Here is a 26316-nt window from a genome sequence, read left to right on the forward strand (position 1 = left end):
CTGTATGCATCATTCTGTCTGTCTGAAAATGACAACACTTACCAGTAAAGAAATGCTCGCTCAGTGGCAGCAACATAACCCTCAGTTCAAGGAAACCTTAAGACTACTTGAAACCGACTGGCCTCATGCGTTGGCCTCGGTGTATTGCTTGGCGGACTATTTAACGGATGCGTTCACCTTAGATGGCCATTCCATCTTTGATTTGTGCCTTTGTAATGGCTTGGGCAGTTATGAAGAAGTTAGTTGTGATGATGACAGTGTACGCCTTTGGCATTTCATTGAGGCACTGACCTGGACTGCCGCCAGTGCTTTAACGGGGATTCGCCTGCGTGATCCTGACCATTTCGAGTGGGCCGCCGTGGATGGTGTGTATTTCCACTCCTGGATTCGTAATCGTCCAAATCGAATGGCGTATTTGGCTGAAGGACGCATCGAGGTGCGTTATGTCAGTGGTCATACGACGACAAAGCGGCTTCAACAAGTGATTAAAGCCCGGATTATGACGCCAACCGTTGCAGCCATGCTGGCCCGAGTAGAAGAGGATGTTTGGCATGAGCAAGCATAAGTCGGTTTGGCTGCTGTGTCTGGCACTGATGCTGGAGATTATTGCCATTGGCGTATTAGTGCCCGGTGATTGGACTGGCCGGGTTATTAGTAAAGAGAAGCAGATGATCCAAAATCAATTGGGCGCACAAACAAGCTATTGGATTGGTCAAACTAGCCATGGCTGGTATCAGTCATGGATTGTGGATACGCAGATGGAGCAATCTGTGCGAGATTTTCTAATCCCCACTGAAGAACAGCGACTTCGTTCTAAAGGGATGGAGAACATGGGAGGCTTTTGGTTTGTCTGGGTAGAAGACCGTATTCAGGCATTTTTTGATGTGTTGTACCAGGTGTTCACTCGATTTGCTTTGCTGATGGTCTGGTTGCCCTTTGCGCTTATTCTCATGTTACCGGCGCTGTGGGACGGCTTGATGACCTGGAAAATTAAGAAGACAACCTTTGATTTTTCGAGCCCTATCATTCACCGCTACAGCATGATTATCCTGGGCTCAGGCGTCATTTTGCTGTTTATGGGATTGTTCGCCCCGCTGGCTATTCCACCGGTGGTACTACCGTCGATGATCATCGGCTTGGCGTTGATGGCGGGGTTGGCGTTAAGTCACTTGCAGAAGAAGATATGAGGCCAGTTAGGCCTCATCTTGTAGAGCTAAAACCTTACGCCTACTGCATTGCCATTCTCGTCTTCCGCTGGCAAATGATAAGTATCAATAAGGTGACCTTGAAGCCAAATATATTGCGGCATCCAAAACGAGTACTGTCGTATAAGAGCCAATACTTCTTTCAGCGGTTTGTTTGCATGAGGCTCGGCAAGACGAAAGTACATGAATGAGCAATAATCTCGAAAATACTCATGAAGCTCTGAATCCGATAGCGTTTCTTTTAGCGGCCTGTTTTGTTCGTCGTCCTCATCAGGGGAATTGGCATAAATTTCGAATAGCTGCTTTTCAGTAAGCATTTCCAAGAAGTGGTCTTCAATTAAAACCCCATCACTGGTATCGACATCCATACCATCTTTGACATCAAAAGCCATGACACATCCTGAAGATAATGCCACTTCTGATGGTTTCAGTGCGTCATTAGCTTGTACAACCTGATGCCAATGATTAAAACCAGCAGATACTGCAATTTCATCGAGTGCTTGAGTGTGTGGAATAGATTTTTCACGTTTAAGCTTTCGTGCTTTTTGCTTTAAACGTTCAACCGTGGCAGAGGAAATGATTTTAGTAATTTGCATTGAGTTTCTCCTATTAGCGAATACGGTGCCCACTGCCGAGGTCGCAGAAAAAACCTAAGCAAAAAATAAATTTGATATGCATGTCGTCCCGTCCGGGTTTGCTAAAGTGGGCAGCTGGTCTCGACACGACCAATACCCCATCATATCAACCGCATCAAAAAGATCAATTGTTAGTATTGTCTGAGTAGAACCCTTAAAACCTTCAAGAATTCGGCATCTAGCTGACCACTGAACCTGCCAATCCCAAGGCATCCTTCACTTCTCAATTCAAACAACGAGGAGTGACTATGGAACCTGTAAATATTCCATCCTATATCGATGACCCGCCGCACTTCCTGCTTTGGAGTGCCGATGAGATGGCTCCCATTCTGTTGGGGCTAGTGATCGGCATTTTTACCGGTAATGCTTTGGTTTTATGCCTGTTGGGGTTGGTGACAACCAAGCTCTATCGGCGTTTTCGTGATGGTCGCCCAGATGGTTTTATTCTTCACGCCATCTACTGGGCTGGGCTGTTGCCAACCAAAGCCAAGACGATCCCTAACCCATTTATCAGGAGCTATCTGCCGTGAAGTTCGACGTGTTTTTAAAATCATGGCAAGGCACGCAATTAGAGAACCGATGGCAGCGGTTCCTGATTGCAGTGCTGGTGCTATCTAATTTGCTGCTTGCGGTAGCGGCATTTTCTCGCAATACCGTGGTAGCTATTCAACCACCAACCTTGTCTGAAACGGCTGAAGTGTCACGAAACCAAGCCACTCAACCTTACCTTGAATCCTGGGGACTCTACCTGGCTGAGCTTATGGGCAACGTGACGCCGGGTAATGTGTCTTTCATCCGGGTTGCCATTGAGCCGCTACTTTCTCCAGCGGTGTACCAGCAAGTAGTCGATGCACTGGAGATTCAGGCAAGACAAATCCGCGAAGACCGAGTCACGCTCAAATTCCAACCCAGACAAGTAGAGTATGAGTATGAAACCGGCCATGTCTTTGTGACCGGTTATTCCTTGGTCTCTGGACCATCTGGAGATGAACAGCGCCAAACTCGCACCTATGAGTTTGACATCGATATTGAGCAATACCGTCCAAAGCTCAGTTGGATGGATACGTATGAGGGGCAAGCTAGAACGAAGCGCGTTCGTGAAAAGTTGACCCAAGAGCAAAACCGGAGGGTGAATGATGCGAACCAAAATTAGTCGATGGGTGACACCAAGCTTAATCGCAATGAGCTTGAGTGGCGTCCTGTTATCTCAAGCGTCGTATGCAGACGTGGAATTGCCGATTGTGCCAGCCAGTGTGATGAAGCAGCCCGCTACAGCAAATCCACCTGTTCAAAGCAATACGGTTTCAAAGGATGTGCCAACAACGTTACAGATGACACCGGGGGTTAATGAACTGATCCCTGTAGCACTTGGTCATCTGAATCGGATTGTGACGCCGTTTGAATCGCCTCAGGTGAGAACAACCAGTGATGCTCAGACGCAAATCAAGGGGAATGTTGTATATGTGGCCACGGACAAAGAATCACCGGTTTCACTTTACATCACTCCGCCTGGTCAGGAAGCGCCCGCATTATCAGTCACCTTAGTACCCCGTCGTATTCCACCGCGTGAAATCACCTTAGCTATTGATGGTCAGCAGTGGCCTATTAAGGGCGTAGTGAACCGAAAAGCCGCCACTTGGGAAACGGCTCAGCCATACGTCGATAGCTTACGTGATTTACTCAGACGCCTTGCACTAAATGAGTTACCACAAGGCTATGACATTCGTTTGGCCTCTCAGAGTGATACCAGCCTGAAATGTTTTCAGCCGGGCTTAAAGTTTGGTTTTAAGCAGGGGCAAATTGTGACGGGGCATTACTTCACCGTCTTTGTAGGACTGGTTGAAAGCTTTGCCGATGAGCCGATAGAAGCCAGTGAGATAGCCTGCAACGCACCAGATATAGTGGCAAGCGCCTACTGGCCTCGCAATATCTTGTTGCCGGGTGAAAAGACTGAGTTGTATGTGGTTGTTCGCAATCATCGTGAAGAAGCGGTGGAAAGTCAGCGACCTTCGCTTCTTGTGGGAGGTGAATAACGATGAAAGCACAATGGGAACAAATGAGCCCGAACATGAAGCGGGGTCTATCGGTTGCTGGTATTGCTGGTGGTCTGATCCTTATGGTGATGGTGTTTTCACCTAATCCTGATGATGGCTCAAGCAGTCGGAACCGGCAGGAAACGATCCGGCACATTCTTACGGATACCAATACTCGTGATGTTGGGGTCGATAGTTTGGCTGCGAACGTAAAATTACTCAGTGAGCGCAATGAACAGTTACGTCGTGAAGTTGAGCGCTTGCGTCGTGACGTCGATTCAGGACGGCTAAGCCCAGGTTCGCCTTCTATTCCAAGTGAGGTCAATGCGGAGTTGGCCCGCCTTAGAGCGGAACTTGATGATGTTCGCGCTGGAGGTGATGCAGCAGTTGAAGGCACAAATAGTCGTTTTGAAGTGCCTTTATCTGCCATGGAATTGCCTAAAGAAGAAAAGCCACTGCCGTCTAACCCAGACGACTATTTTGCCAATGCGCCGCTGCCAGATCCGCTCTATCAGCAGCCAGCCAGTGGCCAAGGTTCACGAGCACGGGATGTTCCATTGCCGCCAATCACGATTCGTATGATTGAGTCTGAAGTGGTTGCTGAACCAGAGGTTGTTGTGCAAGAAGCGCCGCCTTTGTATTTACCGGCGGGCAGCATCATCTCAGGTACTTTGATCACAGGTTTGGATGCACCTACTCACGAGTCCGCAAGACGCGAACCTTTTCCTGCATTGCTGAGGATTCAAAAGGAAGCCATTTTACCCAACCGATTTAGAGCGGATATCAAAGAGTGTTTCTTGATCGCCGCAGGTTACGGTGATTTAAGCTCTGAGCGTGCTTATTTGCGAGGCGAGACCATTTCATGTGTGAGAGAAGATGGTGGCGTCATTGAAACACGACTGGATTCTTATGCTGTGGGTGAAGACGGCAAAGCCGGTATTCGTGGCCGATTAGTGTCGAAACAAGGCCAACTGGTGGCCAAATCAATGATGGCCGGGTTCCTTCAGGGGTTGGCTGGCGCATTTGATGTAAATCCTGTTCCGACGATTCAGACGGGTAATGCCGGTGATACCCAGCTGTACCAGCAAGTCATGAGCCAAGAAGCATTACAAGGTGCTGCGATTAAAGGCACCGGTAAAGCATTGGATCGAGTGGCCAAGTTCTATTTGGACATGGCTGAAAATATGTTCCCAGTCATAGAGGTAGACGCTGCAAGGAAAATTGAAGTCATAGTCACTCGTGGTGCCTCGTTGTCGTTGGCCACTTCGCAAGGGGGAGGTGCAAGAAGATGAAAAAATCCTGCATGTTGCTAACCGATCGAAGTCCGTTTCAGACAATAAGATGTGTATCCAGAGGAGAGTTAACCATGACGACATCAATGCAGAACAACCCAAAGCACCAGTCAAAACAGTGGTCTAAAGCTGGATTACTTTTATTGGCAGTCGGCTCAACCTTATTGTCTGGCTGTAGTTCATTGGGTCTCGGGAGTAGTGAATATGGATGCCCAGGTATGCCTGACGGTGTGCGCTGTTTATCCGCTCGTGAAGTCTATGAGCTGACCAGTAATGGCGCTGCACCCAAGACGATTGATGCTGTGGCGACTCGAATTGGTTCTCCCTCTGGGTATTCACAATCTGATTTAGAGACAGGACTGCTGAGCCATCCAGCATTACCTGAGACGCAGCAATCTGCACCTATTCGCATTCCTTCAAGGGTAATGCGGATTTGGATTGCGCCTTGGGAGGATGATCGTGGGGATCTGAATTTATCCAGCTACGTGTTTACCGAAATTGAACCGCGCCGGTGGGATATTGGGGTGTCAGCACCTCGAACGGTTTCGCCAGTGCTACGTCCACTTCAGACTCAAAGCGATTCAGCCTCAGCGGGAGTTGATGGTAAGCGCGATAACTTGAGTATCTACGGAGAAACTAACGAATGACAAATGCAGTTCGCACCATTCAAACTCATCGCCTAATGACCATTGGTGCGCTTGGTTTAATGGCGTTAATGATTTCGGAGCCCTCATTTGCGGGCACCGGTGGTGATGCTTTCACTGATGTGTGGGATACCCTAAAAGATTGGACCCAAGGTACTTTGGGACGGATCGTAGCGGGAGCCATGGTTCTGGTGGGTATTGTGGGCGGTATCGCTCGCCAAAGCTTGATGGCTTTTGCCTTGGGCATTGGTGGCGGTATGGGTCTCTACAATACGCCAACAGTCGTTGAAAGTGTTATGTCTGCAACCTTACCTGTTGTTGCTAGCACTCAAGAAGTCATTGGCACAACAGTTCCAGCAATCAGCGCCGTTTTACTGGGCACCTGAATGTGAGCCACAGTAGGCAGTTCACTTAAGGTAATCAAACGAGGTCTACACAACATCGGGTTATTGGTGATGTTGTGTAGACCTTTTCATTTTAACAACGCCGCATTAGCGGGCTTGGTTTACGGTATTTGGTATATTAATACCTAAAGTGTTAAAATCACTGTCACAATAAACTATATGGTTTATACTGTTCGTGATATTCATACTTTGGGTGTTAAAATGTCATCTAAAATAAACTGGCTTGTTGCTCATACTTCTCCTGGTGCGCTAGTACTTCAGCAATGGCTGACTGAAAACGGCGTGAGCTACTCGTTGGCTCAAAAGTACGCGCAGAACGGTTGGCTAAAGAAGCTTAGTTCTGGTGTGTACTATCGTCCAAATGCGGAGGGCGATATAAAGCCAACTTGGGTTGATGCCATTCAAGCATTAGATGTGCAATTGGGCGTTTCAGTTCATTTGGCTGGATTGAGCAGCTTAACTCACCAAGGACTGAGTCACTATTTACAGCTGAACAAAGAGCAAGTTTGGATTTGCGTTAAAAACAAGTCGTCCTTACCGAAATGGTTTCGTGAATTCCCTTATCAGAATTGGTTTTACTGTGGAAACCATAAGCTTGAAGTGAATCCCGAGAAAGATTTGAAAAGGATCACGGTTAAAGAGAAAGAACTCACTGTCAGCTGTGCAGAACTTGCTGCCTATGAAGTGGTAGACGCGATTGGAAAGCTGATTTCATTTGAGCATGTCGCAGAATTATTTCAGGGTTTAGTCAATCTTAGTCCTAGAAAAGTACAAGATATTCTTGAACGAAGCAGCTCTGTTCAGGCAAACCGAATATTTCTATTTCTGGGTCGATACTACGATCACCAGTGGGTCAATCGCATAGATGAAACAAGAATTGAGTTGGGTGCAGGAAAGCGGCAGGTTGTCGAAAAAGGACGTTTTGATGAGCGATATCAAATCACAGTGCCAGAGATATTAAGCGTCAAAAAAGGTGAACAACATAATGGATAAAGATAGCCCATATTACAAACAGGTTTCCTTGCTCATAAGAATGCTGCCTGTGGTAGCAACAGAGACGGTTTTTGCACTTAAAGGTGGCACCGCCATTAATTTATTTGTGAGAGATTTTCCTCGGTTATCTGTAGATATTGATCTTGCTTATCTTCCACTTGAACCAAGAGATGAGGCTTTGATTAATGTCAGGGCTGCATTGCAGCGCATTACAGACAGAATCAATACTCAACCAGATATCAGAGCGGCATTTCAGGATAATAAAGCTGATGAACTGAGAATAGTTGTATCAAGTCCGGTTGCGACGATCAAAATTGAAGTGTCGCCCGTCGCCAGAGGTACATTGCATAGTGCAGAAATAATGCCAGTTCAAGAGTCTGTTGAAGACGAGTTTGGTTATGCTGAGATTCAGGTAGTCAGTCTTCCCGATCTGTATGGTGGGAAATTGTGTGCTGCAATGGATCGCCAACATCCTCGCGACTTATTTGATGTGCGTATGTTACTTGGCAGTGAAGGGATTTCGAGAGAGATTTTGGTGGGTTTTTTAACCTATACATTAAGTCACCCTCGGCCTATCAATGAAGTCATGTCGCCAAACTGGCAGCCTCTGAATGAGAAGTTTCAGGCAGAATTTGACGGAATGACTTTTGAAAAAGTTGAATGCGAAGACTTAGCCTCTGTTAGGCCCATGATGTTAATTGAACTGCAAAAACATTTCACAGAAAGGGATCATGCTTTCCTTATGTCATTCAAAAGAGGGCAACCTGACTGGGCTTTGTTTGACTATCCTAATGCAGCGGACTTGCCAGCGATTCGTTGGAAGTTGCAGAACATTAAAAAATTGGCAAAGAATCAAACAAAACATCAAGAGCAATTAGATAAATTGAAGCAAGTGCTTGATGATTGGCTTGTTAACGCAAACGCTGAGTAATTCGTTTATAACAAACCTCAACGAGCTATAAGCCCCCTAGTTAGATTGCGATTTCTTCAATCTATCTAACCGAGTCCACATAGGACAACTGCATAGACTGGAGCCTCGATTTACATTAACGAGGACTCCTCATGCGAAAACTATCTCCAATCATTCTGGCGCTTGCGCTGTCTCCTTTGGTTCAAGCTGAACCTGTGTCTGAAGTGTCGCCCGTTGGCAAAATTGACGGCATGGTTTCTTTACCTGTCACGGGTATGAAAGCGGTCGAAAGCAATGGCCGCATTGTTTTCATGTCAGACAGTGGCCGGTTCGTCATTGATGGCACGCTCTATGATGCCTGGTCCAAAAAGCCGCTTACCAGCCTTGAAGAAATTCGTGAAGCGGGGAACACGCTGGACTTAAGTCGTCTTGGCTTAAAAATGGATGATTTGAACCCACTGACGCTGGGCGAAGGCAAAAAGAAAGTGGTGGTCTTTGTTGACCCCCGGTGCCCGCATTGCCATGAGCTTTTGAAACAAGCCTTACCGTTAACCAAAGAATACACCTTCCAAATACTCCCTGTACCAGTGCTTGGTCCTGATTCAGAGCGTCAGGTTCGCCAGCTTGGCTGTGCGCGTGACAAGAAAGCGGCCACCGATGCATTGCTCAATGGCCGGATTGGTAACCTAGAACAGGATGATGCCTGCAACTTAGAGCCAATGCAGCGTACCTTGGTGACGGCTCAAATCCTGAGCATTCAAGGTGTGCCTTTCATCGTCGCCAATGATGGTCGCATCAGTCGAGGCCGTCCTTATGATCTTTCTGCTTGGTTGGAGGGGCGTTAATGAAAGCCTCTCTGTATTCAGGGCAACGCGCTTCAGAGCTCTTGCCAGTATTGGCCTATTCAGACGATGAGCAACTGTTTTTCATGGAAGACCAGAGTGTTGGCTTTGGTTTTCTATGTGACCCATTGCCGGGTGGTGATGAGTCTGTTGCAGACAGGGTTAATGTTCTACTTAACAACGACTGGCCAAAAGACACTTTGCTACAATTTGGCCTGTACGCCTCGCCTGATATTCAAACCGACCTTCAACGCATGATGGGCTTACGGCATCGTCAATCCGATCCATTGCTCAGGGCGTCGATACGCAAACGTGCGGATTTCCTCGATGGGGGCACGGTTCAACCGATAGAAGAATCGACCCAGACTCAGGTACGCAACTTTCAACTGATCGTCACCTGCAAATTGCCTTTGGAAAGTCCTATACCGACGGAGCGTGAGTTGAGTCGAGCATCCGCGCTTCGGGCTTCTTTCTCGCAAGCGCTGGCAACGGTTGGTTTTCGCGTCACGGAGATGACTGACCGAAATTGGCTCGCAGCATTAAGTGCGCAGCTTAACTGGGGAAAAGATGCTTCCTGGCGCAATCCATCACCAATCCGCAGTGAGGCTGATAAACCACTTCGAGAGCAAGTGTTGGATTATGACCGAGCTATCAAGGTGGATAGCCAAGGTCTAATGTTGGGTGATTACCGAGTTAAAACCTTATCGTTTAAGCGCTTGCCTGAGCGGATTTGGTTTGGTCATGCCGCAAGTTTTGCGGGCGATATGATGACGGGCAGTCGCGGTTTACGCGGAAGCTTTTTGCTGAATGTCACCATTCACTTTCCTTCAGCTGAGGCGATGCGATCTCGTCTAGAGACGAAGCGTCAATGGGCGGTTAATCAGGCCTATGGGCCGATGCTCAAGTTTGTGCCGGTGCTTGCAGCCAAGAAAAAGGGGTTCGATGTTCTTTTTGAAGCCTTGCAAGAAGGTGATCGTCCTATTCGGGCAAATATGACCTTAACGCTGTTCTCACCAACGGAAGAGGCGTCCATCAGCTCTGTTTCAAATGCTCGAACCTATTTCAAAGAGCTCGGATTTGAGCTGATGGAAGACAAGTACTTCTGTTTGCCCATTTTCCTGAATGCCTTGCCATTTGGTGCTGACCGCCAGGCGATGAACGACTTGTTTCGATTCAAGACCATGGCGACACGGCATGTCATCCCTCTGTTGCCTTTGTTTGCGGATTGGAAAGGCACTGGCACGCCGGTGATTAACTTTGTTTCCCGTAATGGTCAGATCATGAGTGTGTCCCTTTATGACTCGGGCAGTAATTACAACTGTTGCATCGCGGCGCAATCGGGGTCGGGTAAGTCATTCCTAGTGAACGAAATCATCTCCTCCTACTTATCAGAAGGCGGGCAATGCTGGGTGATTGATGTTGGCCGGTCTTATGAAAAGCTGTGTGAAGTCTATGACGGTGAGTTCTTACAGTTCGGGCGGGACAGTGGCATTTGCTTAAATCCGTTTGAAATCGTTGAGGACTATGACGAAGAAGCGGATGTACTGGTTGGGTTATTGGCCGCAATGGCCGCACCTACGCAGTCATTAACCGATTTTCAGATGGCCAACCTAAAACGTCAGACCCGTGAACTGTGGGAGAAAAAAGGTCGTGCGATGTTAGTTGATGATGTGGCAGAGGCTTTAAAAAATCACGAAGACCGACGTGTGCAAGACGTGGGTGAGCAGCTCTATCCGTTTACGACACAGGGCGAATATGGCCGTTTCTTTAATGGTCACAACAATATTCGCTTCAAAAACCGTTTCACTGTTTTGGAGTTAGAAGAGCTCAAGGGGCGCAAGCACCTACAACAAGTGGTGTTGCTTCAGCTTATCTACCAAATCCAACAAGAGATGTACTTAGGTGAGCGGGATCGTCGCAAGATTGTGTTTATCGACGAAGCCTGGGATCTGCTGACTCAAGGTGATGTCGGTAAGTTCATCGAGACGGGTTACCGGCGATTTCGAAAATATGGCGGCAGTGCTGTAACGGTAACGCAGTCGGTCAACGATTTGTATGACAGCCCTACAGGTAAAGCCATCGCTGAAAACTCGGCCAATATGTACCTGCTTGGCCAAAAAGCTGAAACCATCAACGCACTCAAAAAAGAAGGCCGCTTGCCACTAGGTGAAGGCGGTTATGAGTACCTGAAAACCGTTCATACCGTCACTGGTGTCTATTCCGAAATTTTCTTTATTACCGAAATGGGCACCGGGATTGGCCGCCTCATCGTCGATCCGTTTCACAAGCTGTTGTACTCGTCCCGTGCAGAAGATGTAAACGCGATTAAACAGTTAACGCGCAAAGGCCTTTCTGTTGCTGATGCCATCTCTCAGTTGTTGAAGGAGCGAGGCTATGAATAAAACCACGCTTTGGCCATTTATGGCCTCTATTACTTTGTCTATTGCAGGCAGCGGTTTAATGACCAGCTGGCTCTTAATGAAAACACTCGAACCCATCCACAGCCAGTTGGCTTTAAGTACGCCCATTGCAGTCGTAGATTTTGGGGCGGCGGTGTTGTCACTGGGCCCCAATGCCAGCGAACAAGACATCGAATCCAGGTTGCTTCAGACCAATCAGCAAATTGAAAAGTTAAAAAAAGCCGGTTTTATCGTGCTGGATGCCCAAGCGGTGGTGGGTGCTGATGATTCCGTATTTGTGCCAGTAGGCTCAAAGGAGGTGTCTCATGCAGATACTCCGTAAAAGAATGCCTTGGCGGCCATACCTCATCCGGTTGACTGTTCTTGCGTTAATCATGGCCTTGGTAGGCACCTACGCCATGATGCGCTACCGAATAGGTATTGATACCCAGCAAGAGCGCTGCCTGCCTGATACCACGGTGTATCTGATTGACCTATGGAATAAAGAGCCCGTTAAGGATGGTTTGTATGCCTTCCACTCAAAAGGACTCGCTCCGTTATATAACGACGGTACTCGGATGCTGAAACGCCTAACAGGGATGCCTGGGGATGAAGTCAATGTGACGCCTGAGCATGTGCTGGTGAACGGTGCTGAAGTCTCTACCGGCATGGCATTAGCCCAGCGTCTTGGTGTGGCCGAATCACAATTTAGCCGCTCATTGACGCTGCAAGAAAACGAATATTGGTTTTCCGGCGAGGCTGCAACGAGTTTCGACTCCCGCTATTGGAATGCCGTTAAGCGCGAGCAGATTGTCGGTCGCGCTTGGCCGCTTTGGTAGGAGGTAGATGATGCAAAGACTATGTCTCTTATTTTTGTTGGTTGCTCCATTGTCTTGGGTTCAAGTGTCCTGGGCACAAGAGCCTTTTCTGTTGTCTGACGAAGACAAAAAGATCGTCGAAATGAGCCGCAGCATTTTACAAAGTGCTGTGGATGGTTCATCTGAATTTATTGAGCCTTTTGCACCGGTTGAACAACCTGTGTCGCTCAAACACAGCGATGAATGGTTGATATTTGCGTCGTCCTCACTGGGGGATTCCTCACTGAAGCAGCTATTTAAAGAGGCCAGTGCTACCGGCGCTATTGTGTTGTTTCGGGGAATTCCTGAAGGAAAGACCTTGGGGGCGGCTATCCGTGATTGGCATATGCTGATGACGGGGCTTGATCCTGTTCCTCAGGTTCGAATTGATCCGAAAGCCTTTGTGCACTGGCGGGTGACTAGCGTGCCTGCCATTTTCCGCATAGAAGATGACAAGGTGACTGCAAGTGCACTAGGGGTTTACAGCAAGGACTGGTTGCAGCGTCAAATTGAAACAGGCAATACCGGTTCATTGGGTCAACGCGGTCCAATTCATTCGATTTTAGAACCGGATTTGATGCAAGTGGCGATGCAGCGTTTACAGTCGCTTGACCTGGGCGCGTTAAAGAAAAAAGCCATTGAGCGCTTCTGGTCTCGCCAAACATTTACTGAGTTACCCAAAGCCACGCAGTATCGGATAAGAACAGTTGATCCAACCATCGTCATGCAGCGGCCACTATTGGATGCCAATGGCCGAACATTGATCCCAGCAGGAACGCGTATTAACCCGCTCAAAGCCTTGCCATTTACTCAGCAGCTCGTGGTGTTTAATGCGTCGAACGCTGAAGAAGTGGACGCAGTAGCGCATTGGCTTGAGACGCAAGATAGGACACTGCGCCGCATTACGCTTATCACTACGCAGCTCGACCGTGCCCAAGGCTGGAATCGCCTCAATGCGCTCGAAAAGACATTGAACAGTCCGGTTTACCTTCTCAATGCCTCGCTAAAGCAGCGCTTTGATTTGCAAGTCACCCCTTCGTTTGTTCAAGCAAAGGGACTCGCGTTTGAAATAGAAGAAATTCCAGCAAAGGAGCTTGTTCATGCAAAAGCTCAATAATACGAATCGTCTGTTGCGGACTCTCGTTGTCATGTTTGTCCTAAGCGCATCTATTCCTGCAAAAGCCGAATTGACCTGCCCAGACGCTGGGTTATTGTCCGGCAAGTTGCTGACGGATGTTTGCTGGTCATGCATTTTTCCTATCCGGGTTGCCGGTCTTCCTCTTGGCTCTGGCAATGTCCCAAGCGGCGCATCAAACAAGTCATTTTGCTTATGTGAAGACAACTTAGGCGTGCCAAGGCCAGGTATTGTTACCAGCATGTGGGAGCCAGCGCGTTTGATTGAACTGGTCAGAACGCCAGGTTGTTCGCCTTCCCTGGGAGGGATTCGTTTACCGTTAGGTGATAGACGATTGCAAGGTGGTCATGGTGAAGGTGAATACGATACCGGTGATCTTGCGTTCTACCATTACCATTATTACGCCTTTCCGCTTTTGGTCATGCTCGATTTGTTCATGGATGGCAATTGCAATGCCGATGGTTACATGGACTTTGACTTGATGTATTTGTCCGAATTGGACCCAACATGGCTGAACGATGAACTGGCCTTTTTTACTCAGCCTGAAGCTGCTGCCGTTGCCAATCCATTGGCTATTTCGGCTTGTACCGCTGACGCTGCTTCATCAACGCTTGGTAAACCCATCGACCAGTTGTTTTGGTGTGCTGGCAGTTGGGGCCATCTCTATCCCTTATCTGGCCACACCTTAGCCTTTGGCTCATTAGCAGAAAACACCAGCCATTTAGCGGCGCGTGCAATCGCGGCTCAACACAGACGTGGTCTTGCAAGGCGAACAATGGGGAACAGTGCGCTATGTCGACCTGTTATCGAACCCATGCTACCGAAATCCCAATACAAGATGAGTATGTTCTTCCCTGTACCAGAAACTGAAAGTGCGCATGTCATCGGTGAAAGCACCATGAAATGGGGAGAGTGGCGAACGATCCCCGGTGCCGGAGAAGATGCGCTCTACATTTTGTGGCGCTGGCAAGACTGCTGTAACTCGGGAGGTTAACCATGAAACCAACACTTTTTACCCGAGTTTTAGCGGGTGTTTTATCAATCACTATGGCGTGCTTGCCCTTACATGGTGTGGCCGCTGATGTGCAGCGCCAATCCGGCTTAAGCGGACAACAAGAAGGAAAGCAATTGCTGCAAAACTGGGCGATGCCCGCACTCAATGGCAATACATTGTCGGTGCCGAATGGCAGTGGTAATGAGACGATTAACTTGCAAGAGCTTTTCCCTGGTATGGATCAGGGCTCATTGGATGTCTTAACGGGCGTTTATGGCTCTGATGCCAGTATGAATCAATTGGGGACGCAGCGCCAAGAGAGCATGGCATCCGAAAATGGCGCTACGGGTGAGGCGTTTCGCTCGCTACAGCAAATCAAAGACAGGTCTCGGCCAGATATGGTCAATGATCCGCTTTGGGCATTAACCGATGCGGTTCAAACTGACCCAAATCTATTGACGCAAAGCTTCCCAGGCTGTGAGTCTCAAGGTGAAGGCAGCCCAAACTACCAGCAATGTGACAGGCTCAATACAGCGGTTAACAGCTGCACTATCACTCACGATTACACGGCAGGTATCATTGAGCATGTTTCAGGGCCGATGAACCTTCGCTCTTGTGGTGAAGGGTGTCTTGAAGTTTGGATAGGACGAATTGGTGACAACTACTGGAGTGGTCGTTGTAAAGTGTTCGAACAGGCCATCACACTCAAAGTCGTGAATCCCGATGCGATTACCTCAGCCGTACTTGAGTACGCCAAATGGGATGACTACATGCAAGTGTGGCTTGGTGATCAGAAAGTCTGGTCTGGGCCGAACAATAACTTTCCACCAGAAACGGCAGGTCGCTGCGAGCTTAGTACCAGTTGGGAGCGCAATCCAAATACCGATCTCACTGCCAGGCTAAAAGCGGTAGAACCAGGTTTAGAAGTGCCGGTAAAAATTCGCGTATCGGTTACGGGTAGTGGTGAGGGGTATGCACGCATCAAGGTGCGCTTTGATCCAACCAAGGTGGTGATGAATGATAGTTGGTCGCCGCAATCCTGTATCGAACAAGCAGCTGATATTCCGACGAAGTTTTCAGACTACAGCATTCAATGCACGGATCAGCCGTCTTCAACCAACGGATGTACGGTGGTCAATGGTGTTTCAGTTTGTGAATCCTACTTTGCCCCAAGCCCTGTGGCTGGCATATCGCCTTTGTGTCGGCGTGTACAAGTGAGTGTGGATGACGAAAGCTATAAGGGGATTGAAAATCAGGCCTGCCATGTGCTTGAAGCGAACCCTTCCTGTGGCTTCATGTCGTCAGAATGTGCCGAGACCAATGATAAAGGTGAATGCATTCGTTTTACCGATACCTATGACTGTGGATTGCAAACCAGCGATCCAAAGTGCGTGGTATCCAATCTTATGCCGAGTAGTTTTGAAGCCTGTGAGCCTACTCAGACGATTACGCCATTTACTGAAACCAAGCATGTACCGGATTACCAGGTGTGCGAGAAGATCAGCACGCTTACTCAGTGTCAGTTAGAGCGACGTGTATCCGCTGAAACCCATCAACAAAGCTGGTCCATTGAGCGTGGTTGCTTTAGCTCCGAAACGCTCAGTTTTGTTCCACAGCACAGCAGTACTATGCAAACTGGAAGCGCTACGCTGAGGATTTTTGATAATCAAAATACTGAGATAAAAATCACCGAGTCGCCATCCAAGGCAAATGGCTGGAAAACGACACTCTCATTGACGGGCAATAAGGAGACGGTGACTGAGACGAAACCGTCCATTAAATACCCTGAAATGACCTGTCCAAAAGGAACCTTGGTTGGCTCATTATGTAAAGTCGTCAATGGTTCGATTATTTCGTGGCATGAACCCCAGGAGGTCACTCGTTCCAGATGCGATTCCGGCTGGAACAAAGTCGATTTCGACACTTGCAGCCGAGAAGTTCAGAAGTGTTTGGCTCCTGCGAAACTGAGCGCTTCATTGGGCTTCTCCGGCAAATACTTAGAGCAGGACGTTGTTCATCAATCAAGTGATCCAGGCATAGACCAATGCTTGATGCAAACGGATCAGTTTACAGCCGTGCAGTGGCAGTGTTTGGATACGGGCACAAAACGAATCGACGGGTTAACGGTTGGTAGTGGCGAGTTGGCCAATCTTGGAAGCCTTTATCCGGCGGTTGTTTCGTCTCCTGCTCATTTAACCAGTCGCGGCAGTTCTGATGGACTGGGGCTCTCATGTTGGAGGGCAAGAGCGACCTACAATGCTTCGACTGCTCATCCAGAGTTCAACATGGGCAGCTCAGATAGCTGGGTAGATGCCAATGGTAATACACAAACCATCGTCAATAACGGACAAAACACGACCACCAATACGTGTGCCGCGCTAGAGAAAAAACCTGCCTGCCAGTATGTCAGAACCGAATGCACTGAAGGCGGGGCTGGTCATGAAGGCTTCTGTTATATCCAAAGTTTGGTGTATGACTGCGGACAAAGCGTTGAAGTGCAAAATGCACGAATGGAAACTCAATACAACTGTGAGGGGCCAGTTCGCTGTATGGGCACAGATTGTTTAGAGCCAGAGTCAATCAAGCAGGCTAACTTTGCAGAAGCCGCTGCGATGCTTAATGCGGCGCAGTTTATGACTAATGATATGTCATGTACGGGAGCTGATGGCCAAGATAACGTTGAGTGTACGGTCTTTAAAGGTAATGCTGGCCAGTGCAAAAAAGCCGTTGGAGGCATAGTAGATTGTTGTGAAAAGCCAAGTGGCGTGTCGTTATCGGATTACATCACAATGATTGTGGCAGTTAACAAGCTTGATACGGCAGTCATGGCCATGAATCCGTCTTCTGCAATCTATGGTTCGTGGAATACGCTTAGGGAACCGATAACGAGTACTTGGAGTGCGGTTAAAGAGCCTTTTGTGTCTGCATGGGACTCTCTCATGGGGGCTGGGCCATCAACGGCTGCTGGCGCGGGAGCGGAGCAAGCTGCGACTGGCTTCATGCAGGTATTGACCAACAAAACGGCTGAGTGGGTAGGCTCTACCTTTGGTTCGGGGGCGCAATCGGCACTGTTTAGTAACGTTGGTGGCGCTGTTGGAGCCGATGGTGTTGTTTCGGGTGGTAACTTCGCGCTGGGTGGCGCTGCTGGCGCGGTTCTGAGTACGGTTATGACGGCCTACATGATTTATTCAGTCACCATGATCCTCATTCAGCTTATCTGGAAATGTGAGCAGAGTGAGTTTGAAATGAACGCCAAGCGGGTATTGAAGAGTTGCCACTATGTAGGCTCTTACTGCAAGTCTAAGTTCTTAGGTGCCTGTGTTGAAAAACGGCAGTCATATTGCTGCTTTACTTCGCCACTTTCACGGATCATTCAAGAACAAGTACGTCCTCAATTGGGCCTTGGTTGGGGCAGTGCGAAGTCACCAAACTGTGAAGGTTTGACCGCGAGTCAGTTAAACCAGGTAGATTGGAGCCAAGTCAATCTGGATGAATGGATAGGTATCTTGTCGATAACAGGCAACCTACCCGAAGTACCGTCACTGGATCTGGAACGACTCACAGGCTCAGGAAGTACGCTAAACGTTGATGGAAACCGTCAAAGTGCCGCAGATAGAGCCATTGAAAGGCTAAACGGAATGGATGCTCAGAAATTACGCCAGGAGGCGACGGAAGAAATTTCGGGGAATAATTGAGCGTCCTCTTAGAAGGCTTTGTACTGTAAAGCCTTCTAAGCAATGATGGCAATCACAACGTTGTTCGCCCAAATCCAGATTAAGCTGATGGTATTCTTGTCTAGCTACGTTGAACCAATAGCTATCTGAATTTGGTCCATAATGGTATCATCAGAAGGTGAAACCTTTTTGTTGTAGTTAGGATTTTTGAACTTTGTAGTTTCAGCGTAACATAAGCACTATGATCAAACTGGACAAAGCCTCTTTATGGTAAAGCTGATAGAGGATAAATCGAGGAATCGAGTTCTGAGCTTGTAAAAAGTGATATGGGAATCAGACTTTTATAATAACAAAATATTGGATTGGTAAAATGGGGAAGCAAGCAAGAAATTACTCGCCACTTACGATAAAGAAGCTCTATGCCTTATCTGGGAATGAATGCTCATTTCCAGGTTGTTCAAAGCAAATGGTGAGCCAAAGTAATGCTAAGAACTCTAATATTTGTCATATTGAAGCTGCTAATCCAGATGGGCAACGCTATAGAGAAGATATGACGGATAAAGAAAGGGCTGACTATGAAAATCTGATTTTACTTTGCGTAGATCATCACACTGAGACAGATGATGTGCATAAGTATACTGTGGCAACGTTAAAAAAGATGAAAGATGAACATGAAGCAAAAATTGCTTCTAGAAATCTTGGTCGTTCTCCTTCCATGTTGAAAGTTGCTATCAATAAAATATCAGAAATTGGACTAAGTGGCTTAAAAGATACGGATGCTTCCAAAAGTTTTAATATAACGACTAAGTTAGACTATAACGGCGTAACCAACAAGCGCAGATTAATTAACGACTTAAAGGTTTACTATCATAAGTTGAATACGCTTTATGATGAATTAGATCGCGCAGGATCTTTGAGAAAAGAGAATTTGTTAGACAACATTCGACATATCTATTTAGATGTGTCTGGACGATATATAGGTCAAAGTGATGATTATATGCCCATTATAAGGCAGCATTCAGATTCTATTTTTGAAGAGGTCTTTAATGAATTGCTTCAACTTGTTGATTTTGGAGATGTAAGTTTAGAGGAACTTTCACCAGCTTTAAGAGTTGTTATGGTTGATGCATTTATGAGATGCAAAATTTTAGAAGAACCGATTTAAATAAGGGCCAGAGTTAGATGATTATTAGTAAGAGTACCAACCCAGACAATGATTTATATGTGATTGGTGCGCATATTATTGATATTCTTCAATCTACGGGTGAAAATTCGATCGATTATTTTGAGCTTCATCAAAAACTTAAGGTTCATGTTGATGTTTCAATGCAGATATTTTCTCTTTCGGTAAGCTGGCTTTTTTTGTTAGGTGTTGTAGATAAAAATGACGATGGAGCAATAAAAAAATGTTTTTAGATTCATTAATCGTCAAAAATGGTGAGCAGACAATTAGAGAAATTAAGTTCCACAAAGGTATTAATTTGATTGTGGATTATACTGCGCCTAACTCAAAAAAAACAGACTCAGGAAACAGTGTTGGAAAAACTACGGTTTTGAGATTGATAGATTTCTGTTTGGATGGTAGTGCAAAAAATATATACAGTGACCCAGAGTTCAAAGATTCTAATGAAAAAATCAAGGGTTTTCTAACTCAGCAGAATATTTGCATAAATTTAAATCTGATTGAAGATATTGATAATTCTGATTCAAGAAGAATTTCGATATGTCGAAATTTTTTGCAGCGTTCAAAGAAGATTCAAACAATAAATGGAGAGAAGTATTCAAACGATGAATTTTCTTCAAAATTAAAAAGCCTTATATTTAAAACTGTTTCTGAGAAACCTACTTTTAAACAGTTGAAATCCAAAAATATTAGGGACGAGAAGAATAAGCTTGTAAACACTATTCGCGTGCTCAGTCCATATGATACAGATGTTGCCTACGAAACCCTTCATCTATTTTGGTTTGGCATAGACATCAATCAAGACAAAGATGAGTTGGTGCGTAAGCAAAACTTAGAAAATAGGCTGCAAGCGCGTCTGAAAAAGGAAAGTACGCTTTCTCAAGTCAAGCAAACACTTCTAATAGTAGATAGTGAAATTGAAAGACTTACAGTCAAGAAGGATAATTTTAATCTAAATCCCAATTATGAAAGTCAGTTAGATGAACTAAACGCTGCAAAACAGCATGTTAATGCTCTTAGCGAAAATATTTCTCGTTTAGAATTAAGGAAAGAGCTTATTCTTGAAAGCATCGATGACTTAAATAGAGGATTTTCGAGAGCAAGTGCTGAACACATAAAAAAAATGTATGAAAAAGCGAAGTCGTTGATTCCTAATCTCCAAAAAAGTTTTGAAGAAACGCTTGAATTTCATAATAATATGATTAAAGAAAAAATTGACTTTATAAGCCAGGATTTAAAGCAGCTGGATGAGGAGCTGTTTGCAGATAAGAAAAGTCTTACATATTATTTGCTTGAAGAAGAACGACTCTCTAAAGAGCTTAAAAAGTCGGGAGCTGTGGAAGAGCTTCAAGATATAATCAGTGAATTGAATGGTTTTTATGAGCAAAAAGGAAAATTAACTGAACAGAGATCAGTATGGGAGAAAAGTAATAAGGAGCTTGAGGAGATTGAGAAATCTTTAGTAAAAATGTCTAATGAAATTGAATCGAAAGACATGTTGATTCAAGAAAAAATTGCTGATTTCAATAAGATTTTTTCAAAATTTTCTAGCAAACTAGATGGTGTACATTCCTTGCTGAGTGCCGAGCCTGACAATGGTATTTATAAGTTTTCAATATCTAATATTGAGGGTAATCCTGGAACAGGCACAAAGAAAAGTCAGATGGCATCTTTTGATTTGGCATATATAGCCTTTGCTGATGAAAACAAAATCCCTTGCTTGCACTTTGTACTTCAAGACCAAATTGAGAACGTGCATGCAAATCAGATAACTAACTTGTTCACTGACTTAGTGAATCAAGTTAACTGCCAATATGTTCTACCTGTGTTAAGAGACAAGCTACCAAATGATATTGATATTACGCATTTGGAAGTGCTTTCACTATCAAGCAAGGACAAGTTTTTCAAGTTGTCGTGATATCCTCAATGAAGAAACTAATCTGGTTCAGTGGAGTGCAAATTCAACTTCGAAGAGCCCCTTCGAAAGGGGCTGGTTGATGGGAGCCTAGTTGGCTAGTTGGCGGGGGTATCTGTTTCCTCTTCAGTGATATCGTCATCGGTTGAAGGCACCGCTTGTTCAACTTCTGCTTCTTTACCCTTAGCTTGGGCTGATTTTCGTGCTCGAATTTCGATATCAATAATGCGCCGAGCCAGTTTGATAATGCGCTGTTGCCATGCGTAGTTGCCATCAACACGTTGCTTGTTGCTAAGCACGCTAGATAACCAGAGTGTGTCCATTGAGATCATCAACGCATCGAGTTTGCGCACTAAGCCAACAAACTGGCCAACCTGAGGTGAGCTGATTTTGGCGTTGAAGGTAATCGGGTCGGTGTAGTCAGGTACTTCATCGATACCGTTGGACTCCATCAGTTTGTCCAAACGAGCTTGTTCGTTGTCTACCGCCTTAGCGCAATCCTCGATCAACTGGCTAATGATCTGTTCCACTTCATCAATTTCGTTCTCATCGCCAATGATGCGTAGGATGACATCGATTCCGTAAAGCGCACTGACCGTTCGTCTAAAGACACGGTCAACGACACGTTGCGCCTGTAAGCTATTAATTGTGAATGATTGTTCAAAGATGGGTTTTGAGTAATTGGGTTTTGCTTGGGCCATAAGTTTGCTCCTGATATGACAATAATCAGTCCCTAGCCTAATCCTCTGTGAGGTAATGGCCTTTCAGCTAGGTGGAAGAATTGAGCATCTTTCTGACTATCCTGTCTGGATAAGACGGTTACACTGACTATCAAATATTGCTGATCTGTTTCAGTGATATCTGCGCCTGAGAGCATGAGCTCAAAGGAAGCCCACCGCTGAGTTTTCTCAGTGGCACTAAGAGGTAGCTAGCCTCCTTAAACAAATAGCCTGCATGTTTTTACATGCTCAACCATGCGTTCCTTACGGTTCGCCTTTTCACCACCCAACTGGGGGAGTTCTCCCCAGTTGGGGGTGACTCCTTCACAACCAAATTAAGGAGTCACCAATGGAATATATCTTCGGATTTATTATCCAAATCGCAGGCATTATGTTGCTTGCAAAACTGAGCTGGTCGCTTTTGCGATTGCTTGCTCGTCAAAGCGTGCGCCCGTTTCGATTTGTACTTACTCAAATCAAGCGATTGCTCACACCAACACCAAAACGTCGTCCAATGGTAGTGCCTAAAGCTCCTGGTATGCCCCGTTTGACATCTGCGTTTTACAAAGAGCCACATCAGTACGACATGGCTTTACTCGAAATACCAACCTATCTGCGTCGTCAGTCTTCTTTGCCCAGCCGGGTAGAAGCAACTGTGTGCACAGAGTTCAACTAAGACGAGGAGAACATCATGAAAAACCAAGTAACACTCATAGGCTACGTTGGCTCTGAGCCAGAGACGCGAGCCTATCCATCAGGTGATTTGGTGACCAGCATTTCACTGGCCACTTCTGAGAAATGGCGCGACCGTCAATCCAATGAGCTCAAAGAGCATACGGAATGGCATCGGGTTGTTTTTCGAGATCGTGGTGGATTTAAGTTAGGGCTAAGAGCAAAAGATTTGATCCAAAAAGGAGCGAAGCTTTTTGTTCAAGGGCCTCAGCGCACGCGATCATGGGAGAAAGATGGCACTAAGCATCGATTGACCGAAGTGGACGCGGACGAGTTTCTGCTTCTTGATAGTGTGAACAGAGCATCTGAGCCATCACCGGCGGATGATGCAGGCTCCCAAACTAATTGGGCACAAACTTATCCTGAACCAGATTTTTAACCGAGCGAAAACGCTTTAACCCAGCCGGGAGTACTTTCCCGTCAGGGTCAGACTCCCACTTTGATTGTCGGAGTCCACAATGGAAAAACCAAAGCTAATCCAACGCTTTGCTGAGCGCTTTAGTGTCGATCCAAACAAGTTGTTCGATACCCTAAAAGCAACAGCATTCAAGCAACGTGACGGTAGTGCACCGACCAATGAGCAGATGATGGCGCTCTTGGTGGTTGCAGATCAGTACGGCTTGAACCCTTTCACCAAAGAGATTTTTGCGTTCCCTGATAAACAAGCTGGAATTATTCCAGTGGTAGGTGTCGATGGATGGTCTCGCATCATCAATCAACACGACCAGTTTGATGGCATGGAGTTCAAGACTTCAGAAACCAAAGTCTCACTGGATGGCGCGAAAGAATGCCCGGAATGGATGGAATGCATTATCTATCGGCGCGACCGTTCGCACCCAGTCAAAATCACTGAGTACCTGGATGAAGTCTATCGACCGCCTTTTGAAGGTAACGGCAAAAATGGCCCTTACCGTGTGGATGGTCCATGGCAGACGCACACTAAGCGAATGCTAAGGCATAAATCCATGATCCAGTGTTCCCGCATTGCGTTTGGCTTTGTGGGAATTTTCGATCAAGACGAAGCGGAGCGAATTATCGAAGGCCAAGCAACACACGTTGTTGAGCCGTCTGTGATTCCACCCGAGCAAGTTGATGATCGAACCCGAGGGCTTGTTTACAAGCTTATCGAGCGGGCGGAAGCTTCAAACGCTTGGAATAGTGCATTGGAATATGCCAATGAACATTTTCAAGGTGTTGAACTGACGTTTGCGAAACAAGAAATATTTAATGCACAGCAACAAGCAGCCAAAGCGCTCACACAGCCTTTAGCTTCTTAGCGCCACGCATTCATTTTACGAACCCTGGCGGGATTATTCTCCCGTCAGGGGGAAGGTCTCGTCTTTTTTTTGGAGATCTTCCATGACTAAATCAGCCTCACTTTTTCGCTTGGTATTGGTTGTTGCCCTTGTCATAGGTTCGATTCAAGCCGGTATAGCGGCAATTGATTCGGTTCAAGCAAGTGTTGTTCAGCACCAAACAGCGTTAGCACAAGCTGCAAAGTAACCACTTAACCCTGAAGGGGAGTTCTCTCCTTCGGGGGAGTCTCCCCTCAAAGGAGGCAATATGAAGGTTATCGACCTATCACAACGTACTCCTGCATGGCACCAGTGGCGCATTGCAGGGGTTACGGCATCTGAAGCCCCAATTATTATGGGGCGTTCACCCTACAAAACACCTTGGCGATTATGGGCAGAAAAAACTGGATTCGTATTACCGGAAGACCTGTCGAATAATCCTAATGTGCTTCGCGGTATACGGTTGGAGCCTCAAGCAAGGCGAGCATTTGAGAATGCACATAATGACTTTCTTCTGCCGTTATGTGCAGAAGCCGATCATAACGCAATCTTTCGAGCCAGCTTTGATGGCATCAACGATGCGGGAGAACCCGTTGAACTGAAATGTCCTTGCCAGTCAGTTTTTGAGGATGTGCAAGCTCACAGAGAACAAAGCGAGGCGTACCAGTTGTATTGGGTGCAGGTACAGCATCAAATACTGGTCGCCAATAGCACGCGTGGTTGGTTGGTTTTCTATTTTGAGGATCAACTGATTGAGTTTGAAATACAACGAGACGCGGCCTTCTTAACTGAGTTGCAAGAAACAGCGCTTCAGTTTTGGGAGTTAGTACAGACCAAAAAAGAACCGTCAAAATGCCCAGAGCAAGATTGTTTTGTTCCCAAGGGTGAAGCTCAATACCGCTGGACATCGTTGTCTCGCCAGTATTGCTCAGCACATGCCGAAGTGGTCCGACTGGAAAATCACATCAAATCTTTGAAAGAAGAAATGCGAGACGCTCAGTCGAAATTGGTCGCTATGATGGGTAACTACGCTCATGCCGATTATGCTGGGGTCAAACTCAGCCGCTACATGATGGCGGGTACGGTGGACTATAAGCAATTGGCCACCGATAAATTAGGCGAGCTGGACGATCAGGTTTTAGCTGCTTACCGAAAAGCGCCACAAGAGCGGTTGCGTATCAGCACCAATAAGCCAGAGCAGCCCGTTGAAACACCAATCAAAATCAGCCTTGAGCAAGAGATCTTGGTTCTGCCAGGTGACTCGCCGAGCTCATTTTACTTTTAACGTTCACTTGGAGCCGATTTCGGCTCCTTTCTCATGCACTTACATCGAGTGCATCAGAAAGCAGTTTCACTCGTAGCCAATGCTGGGTACGAATGATAGAGCGAGCTGAACTCTTACATACACAGCCATACCACAATCAACACACCACCCGACGGGGACTTCATTCCCTGTTGGGGCATGGGGCCTCGTCAAAACTGATGAGGTTTACCATGACTGAACAATCCCCATTTTTGGTTCAAGTGAATCAAGCGTTTAATGTCCCGGCTCCTGATGCTTTCGTTCTGGAAGGATTTAGTGCCGACACTACCCACCCAAACATTCCCGTTCGCAAGGACGAGTATGTTTTTAGAAAAGAAGACTTACGTGACGTATTGGCGTTTTTGTCTAACCCAGACGGTGACGGTTTGTATATTACAGGCCCCACTGGATGCGGTAAGACCTCGCTAATTTGCCAAGTTGCTTCTCGATTGAATTGGCCTGTTCAGCAAATTACTGCGCACGGTCGATTGGAGTTGTCCGATCTTATCGGTCACCACACGCTGGTTAATGGCAACATGACCTTTGTGTATGGACCGCTAGCACTGGCTGTAAAGCATGGCCATTTGCTGATCATTAATGAAATGGATCTTGCTGAGCCTGCTGAACTGGCTGGGCTCAATGACATTTTGGAAGGTGCCCCGTTGGTCATCGCACAAAATGGCGGTGAGATCATCATGCCACATAACAAGTTTCGTTTTATCGCAACCGGCAACAGTGCGGGCAGCGGTGATCAAACGGGCTTGTATCAAGGTGTGCTTCAACAGAATTTGGCTTTTCTTGATCGCTTTAGAATCATCGAAGCGACCTATGCAGAGCCTTCTGTAGAGGAAGCCATTTTGGAGAACGTTGCGCCGGGCTTGCCAGAAGTCTTTCGCCAAAAAATGGTGAAGGTGGCTGGTGACATTCGTCGTCTTTTTATTGGGGGCGCGGATGGCGGTGCGGAGCTTAGTATCACCATGTCCACTCGGACCTTGGTGCGCTGGGCAAAGTTAACACTTGCTTTTAAAGGTGCTCCTAACGCAGTTGAGTATGCACTGGTTCGGTCTTTGACGGCTCGTGCTGAGTTGGAGCAACGAGAAGCCATTCACCGTATTGCTGCTGATGTATTCGGTGATCACTGGGAGGATTGAT

The 26316-nt window shown here is 46.6% G+C and carries 28 protein-coding genes; 26 read left to right on the forward strand and 2 right to left on the reverse strand.

Going from position 1 to position 26316, the window contains the following annotated elements; translation table 11 throughout:
* Nucleotides 1–4 precede the first annotated feature (4 nt).
* Together CBE68_RS02645 and CBE68_RS02650 are read left to right on the forward strand one after the other, a co-directional pair.
* Entirely contained in the window at nt 5–565 is a 561-nt protein-coding gene (locus CBE68_RS02645) for a conjugative transfer protein (RefSeq protein WP_087504522.1), read from the forward strand.
* Entirely contained in the window at nt 552–1187 is a 636-nt protein-coding gene (locus CBE68_RS02650) for a DUF4400 domain-containing protein (RefSeq protein WP_014703138.1), read from the forward strand. The genes CBE68_RS02645 and CBE68_RS02650 overlap by 14 nt, the downstream gene beginning before the upstream one ends.
* A 26-nt stretch (nt 1188–1213) precedes the next feature.
* Here the strand turns inward: CBE68_RS02650 and CBE68_RS02655 are convergent, their stop codons facing one another.
* Complete coding sequence (locus CBE68_RS02655; RefSeq protein WP_087504523.1) at nt 1214–1801, reverse strand: P-loop NTPase family protein; 588 nt, start codon at nt 1799–1801, stop codon at nt 1214–1216.
* 287 nt (nt 1802–2088) lie between these two features.
* Here CBE68_RS02655 and traL point away from each other — a divergent pair, with 287 nt between their 5' ends.
* The 18 genes from traL to CBE68_RS02750 all read left to right on the forward strand — a co-directional run bounded on the left by traL (nt 2089) and on the right by CBE68_RS02750 (nt 21118).
* Nucleotides 2089–2370 carry a type IV conjugative transfer system protein TraL gene (traL, locus tag CBE68_RS02665; protein ID WP_000433889.1) on the forward strand — a complete coding sequence of 94 codons (282 nt, stop codon included), beginning with the start codon at nt 2089–2091 and terminating at the stop codon, nt 2368–2370.
* Nucleotides 2367–2993: a TraE/TraK family type IV conjugative transfer system protein gene (locus CBE68_RS02670; RefSeq protein WP_000667170.1), complete on the forward strand. Its 627-nt coding sequence runs from the start codon at nt 2367–2369 to the stop codon at nt 2991–2993. The genes traL and CBE68_RS02670 overlap by 4 nt, the downstream gene beginning before the upstream one ends.
* Complete coding sequence (locus CBE68_RS02675; protein WP_087504524.1) at nt 2977–3873, forward strand: TraK domain-containing protein; 897 nt, start codon at nt 2977–2979, stop codon at nt 3871–3873. Before CBE68_RS02670 ends, CBE68_RS02675 begins: the two co-directional genes overlap by 17 nt.
* A 2-nt stretch (nt 3874–3875) precedes the next feature.
* Nucleotides 3876–5165 carry a TraB/VirB10 family protein gene (locus CBE68_RS02680; RefSeq protein WP_087504525.1) on the forward strand — a complete coding sequence of 430 codons (1290 nt, stop codon included), beginning with the start codon at nt 3876–3878 and terminating at the stop codon, nt 5163–5165.
* Nucleotides 5166–5239: 74 nt separating this feature from the next.
* Nucleotides 5240–5812 carry a type IV conjugative transfer system lipoprotein TraV gene (gene traV, locus CBE68_RS02685; RefSeq protein WP_140372854.1) on the forward strand — a complete coding sequence of 191 codons (573 nt, stop codon included), beginning with the start codon at nt 5240–5242 and terminating at the stop codon, nt 5810–5812.
* Nucleotides 5809–6195 (forward strand): TraA family conjugative transfer protein, encoded by a 387-nt coding sequence (traA, locus tag CBE68_RS02690; protein ID WP_087504526.1) that lies wholly within the window; start codon nt 5809–5811, stop codon nt 6193–6195. Before traV ends, traA begins: the two co-directional genes overlap by 4 nt.
* 219 nt (nt 6196–6414) lie before the next feature.
* Entirely contained in the window at nt 6415–7206 is a 792-nt protein-coding gene (locus CBE68_RS02695; RefSeq protein ID WP_087504650.1) for a type IV toxin-antitoxin system AbiEi family antitoxin, read from the forward strand.
* Nucleotides 7199–8137: a nucleotidyl transferase AbiEii/AbiGii toxin family protein gene (locus CBE68_RS02700; protein ID WP_087504527.1), complete on the forward strand. Its 939-nt coding sequence runs from the start codon at nt 7199–7201 to the stop codon at nt 8135–8137. Before CBE68_RS02695 ends, CBE68_RS02700 begins: the two co-directional genes overlap by 8 nt.
* A gap of 131 nt (nt 8138–8268) precedes the next feature.
* On the forward strand, nt 8269–8961 hold the full coding sequence (locus CBE68_RS02705; protein WP_087504528.1) for a DsbC family protein: 693 nt from the start codon (nt 8269–8271) through the stop codon (nt 8959–8961).
* Nucleotides 8961–11360, forward strand: coding sequence for a type IV secretion system protein TraC (gene traC, locus CBE68_RS02710; RefSeq protein ID WP_024008831.1), 2400 nt, complete (start codon nt 8961–8963; stop codon nt 11358–11360). Before CBE68_RS02705 ends, traC begins: the two co-directional genes overlap by 1 nt.
* Nucleotides 11353–11700 (forward strand): plasmid-related protein, encoded by a 348-nt coding sequence (locus CBE68_RS02715; RefSeq protein ID WP_087504529.1) that lies wholly within the window; start codon nt 11353–11355, stop codon nt 11698–11700. Before traC ends, CBE68_RS02715 begins: the two co-directional genes overlap by 8 nt.
* Nucleotides 11684–12196 (forward strand): S26 family signal peptidase, encoded by a 513-nt coding sequence (locus tag CBE68_RS02720; RefSeq protein ID WP_188708039.1) that lies wholly within the window; start codon nt 11684–11686, stop codon nt 12194–12196. Before CBE68_RS02715 ends, CBE68_RS02720 begins: the two co-directional genes overlap by 17 nt.
* A gap of 10 nt (nt 12197–12206) precedes the next feature.
* Entirely contained in the window at nt 12207–13331 is a 1125-nt protein-coding gene (locus CBE68_RS02725) for a TrbC family F-type conjugative pilus assembly protein (protein ID WP_087504651.1), read from the forward strand.
* A complete protein-coding gene (locus tag CBE68_RS02730; protein WP_087504530.1) occupies nt 13315–14343 on the forward strand; it encodes a TraU family protein in 1029 nt (342 codons plus the stop codon). The genes CBE68_RS02725 and CBE68_RS02730 overlap by 17 nt, the downstream gene beginning before the upstream one ends.
* A 2-nt stretch (nt 14344–14345) precedes the next feature.
* On the forward strand, nt 14346–18038 hold the full coding sequence (gene traN / locus CBE68_RS02735; protein WP_087504531.1) for a conjugal transfer protein TraN: 3693 nt from the start codon (nt 14346–14348) through the stop codon (nt 18036–18038).
* 349 nt (nt 18039–18387) lie between these two features.
* Nucleotides 18388–19182 (forward strand): ABC-three component system protein, encoded by a 795-nt coding sequence (locus tag CBE68_RS02740; RefSeq protein ID WP_087504532.1) that lies wholly within the window; start codon nt 18388–18390, stop codon nt 19180–19182.
* Nucleotides 19183–19199: 17 nt separating this feature from the next.
* The gene (locus CBE68_RS02745; RefSeq protein WP_087504533.1) at nt 19200–19433 is read left to right on the forward strand and encodes an ABC-three component system middle component 6; all 234 of its coding nucleotides are present in this window, start codon (nt 19200–19202) and stop codon (nt 19431–19433) included.
* Nucleotides 19424–21118, forward strand: coding sequence for a DUF2326 domain-containing protein (locus CBE68_RS02750; protein WP_087504534.1), 1695 nt, complete (start codon nt 19424–19426; stop codon nt 21116–21118). Before CBE68_RS02745 ends, CBE68_RS02750 begins: the two co-directional genes overlap by 10 nt.
* 95 nt (nt 21119–21213) lie before the next feature.
* On the opposite strand, the gene CBE68_RS02755 is transcribed toward CBE68_RS02750, so the two are convergent.
* Complete coding sequence (locus CBE68_RS02755) at nt 21214–21816, reverse strand: hypothetical protein (RefSeq protein ID WP_025574392.1); 603 nt, start codon at nt 21814–21816, stop codon at nt 21214–21216.
* A 367-nt stretch (nt 21817–22183) separates the two neighbouring features.
* Between CBE68_RS02755 and CBE68_RS02760 the strand changes: the two genes are divergently transcribed.
* The 6 genes from CBE68_RS02760 to CBE68_RS02780 all read left to right on the forward strand — a co-directional run bounded on the left by CBE68_RS02760 (nt 22184) and on the right by CBE68_RS02780 (nt 26315).
* Nucleotides 22184–22510: a plasmid-related protein gene (locus CBE68_RS02760; protein WP_087504535.1), complete on the forward strand. Its 327-nt coding sequence runs from the start codon at nt 22184–22186 to the stop codon at nt 22508–22510.
* Nucleotides 22511–22525: 15 nt separating this feature from the next.
* Entirely contained in the window at nt 22526–22945 is a 420-nt protein-coding gene (locus CBE68_RS02765) for a single-stranded DNA-binding protein (RefSeq protein WP_024008821.1), read from the forward strand.
* Between the two features lie 79 nt (nt 22946–23024).
* Nucleotides 23025–23843, forward strand: coding sequence for a phage recombination protein Bet (gene bet, locus CBE68_RS02770; RefSeq protein ID WP_014703121.1), 819 nt, complete (start codon nt 23025–23027; stop codon nt 23841–23843).
* Nucleotides 23844–23925: 82 nt separating this feature from the next.
* The gene (locus CBE68_RS18840; protein WP_023584058.1) at nt 23926–24069 is read left to right on the forward strand and encodes a hypothetical protein; all 144 of its coding nucleotides are present in this window, start codon (nt 23926–23928) and stop codon (nt 24067–24069) included.
* Nucleotides 24070–24129: 60 nt separating this feature from the next.
* Complete coding sequence (locus tag CBE68_RS02775; protein WP_085627044.1) at nt 24130–25146, forward strand: YqaJ viral recombinase family nuclease; 1017 nt, start codon at nt 24130–24132, stop codon at nt 25144–25146.
* A gap of 209 nt (nt 25147–25355) precedes the next feature.
* Complete coding sequence (locus CBE68_RS02780; RefSeq protein ID WP_007104990.1) at nt 25356–26315, forward strand: AAA family ATPase; 960 nt, start codon at nt 25356–25358, stop codon at nt 26313–26315.
* Nucleotide 26316 lies beyond the last annotated feature (1 nt).

This window comes from Neiella marina, from assembly GCF_002165625.1.
Taxonomy (GTDB): Bacteria; Pseudomonadota; Gammaproteobacteria; order Enterobacterales; family Neiellaceae; genus Neiella; species Neiella marina.

Bases quoted from the DNA above. Each gene is read 5' to 3' on its own strand.
- traC (WP_024008831.1), top strand. From the start codon at position 8,961: ATGAAAGCCTCTCTGTATTCAGGGCAACGCGCTTCAGAGCTCTTGCCA.
- traV (WP_140372854.1), top strand. From the start codon at position 5,240: ATGACGACATCAATGCAGAACAACCCAAAGCACCAGTCAAAACAGTGG.
- bet (WP_014703121.1), top strand. From the start codon at position 23,025: ATGGAAAAACCAAAGCTAATCCAACGCTTTGCTGAGCGCTTTAGTGTC.
- CBE68_RS02695 (WP_087504650.1), top strand. From the start codon at position 6,415: ATGTCATCTAAAATAAACTGGCTTGTTGCTCATACTTCTCCTGGTGCG.
- CBE68_RS02730 (WP_087504530.1), top strand. From the start codon at position 13,315: ATGCAAAAGCTCAATAATACGAATCGTCTGTTGCGGACTCTCGTTGTC.
- CBE68_RS18840 (WP_023584058.1), top strand. From the start codon at position 23,926: ATGACTAAATCAGCCTCACTTTTTCGCTTGGTATTGGTTGTTGCCCTT.
- CBE68_RS02755 (WP_025574392.1), bottom strand. From the start codon at position 21,816: ATGGCCCAAGCAAAACCCAATTACTCAAAACCCATCTTTGAACAATCA.
- CBE68_RS02650 (WP_014703138.1), top strand. From the start codon at position 552: ATGAGCAAGCATAAGTCGGTTTGGCTGCTGTGTCTGGCACTGATGCTG.
- traA (WP_087504526.1), top strand. From the start codon at position 5,809: ATGACAAATGCAGTTCGCACCATTCAAACTCATCGCCTAATGACCATT.
- CBE68_RS02675 (WP_087504524.1), top strand. From the start codon at position 2,977: ATGCGAACCAAAATTAGTCGATGGGTGACACCAAGCTTAATCGCAATG.
- traN (WP_087504531.1), top strand. From the start codon at position 14,346: ATGAAACCAACACTTTTTACCCGAGTTTTAGCGGGTGTTTTATCAATC.
- CBE68_RS02740 (WP_087504532.1), top strand. From the start codon at position 18,388: ATGGGGAAGCAAGCAAGAAATTACTCGCCACTTACGATAAAGAAGCTC.
- CBE68_RS02765 (WP_024008821.1), top strand. From the start codon at position 22,526: ATGAAAAACCAAGTAACACTCATAGGCTACGTTGGCTCTGAGCCAGAG.
- CBE68_RS02680 (WP_087504525.1), top strand. From the start codon at position 3,876: ATGAAAGCACAATGGGAACAAATGAGCCCGAACATGAAGCGGGGTCTA.
- CBE68_RS02725 (WP_087504651.1), top strand. From the start codon at position 12,207: ATGCAAAGACTATGTCTCTTATTTTTGTTGGTTGCTCCATTGTCTTGG.
- CBE68_RS02700 (WP_087504527.1), top strand. From the start codon at position 7,199: ATGGATAAAGATAGCCCATATTACAAACAGGTTTCCTTGCTCATAAGA.
- CBE68_RS02775 (WP_085627044.1), top strand. From the start codon at position 24,130: ATGAAGGTTATCGACCTATCACAACGTACTCCTGCATGGCACCAGTGG.
- CBE68_RS02655 (WP_087504523.1), bottom strand. From the start codon at position 1,801: ATGCAAATTACTAAAATCATTTCCTCTGCCACGGTTGAACGTTTAAAG.
- CBE68_RS02645 (WP_087504522.1), top strand. From the start codon at position 5: ATGCATCATTCTGTCTGTCTGAAAATGACAACACTTACCAGTAAAGAA.
- CBE68_RS02720 (WP_188708039.1), top strand. From the start codon at position 11,684: ATGCAGATACTCCGTAAAAGAATGCCTTGGCGGCCATACCTCATCCGG.
- CBE68_RS02780 (WP_007104990.1), top strand. From the start codon at position 25,356: ATGACTGAACAATCCCCATTTTTGGTTCAAGTGAATCAAGCGTTTAAT.
- CBE68_RS02745 (WP_087504533.1), top strand. From the start codon at position 19,200: ATGATTATTAGTAAGAGTACCAACCCAGACAATGATTTATATGTGATT.
- traL (WP_000433889.1), top strand. From the start codon at position 2,089: ATGGAACCTGTAAATATTCCATCCTATATCGATGACCCGCCGCACTTC.
- CBE68_RS02715 (WP_087504529.1), top strand. From the start codon at position 11,353: ATGAATAAAACCACGCTTTGGCCATTTATGGCCTCTATTACTTTGTCT.
- CBE68_RS02705 (WP_087504528.1), top strand. From the start codon at position 8,269: ATGCGAAAACTATCTCCAATCATTCTGGCGCTTGCGCTGTCTCCTTTG.
- CBE68_RS02760 (WP_087504535.1), top strand. From the start codon at position 22,184: ATGGAATATATCTTCGGATTTATTATCCAAATCGCAGGCATTATGTTG.
- CBE68_RS02750 (WP_087504534.1), top strand. From the start codon at position 19,424: ATGTTTTTAGATTCATTAATCGTCAAAAATGGTGAGCAGACAATTAGA.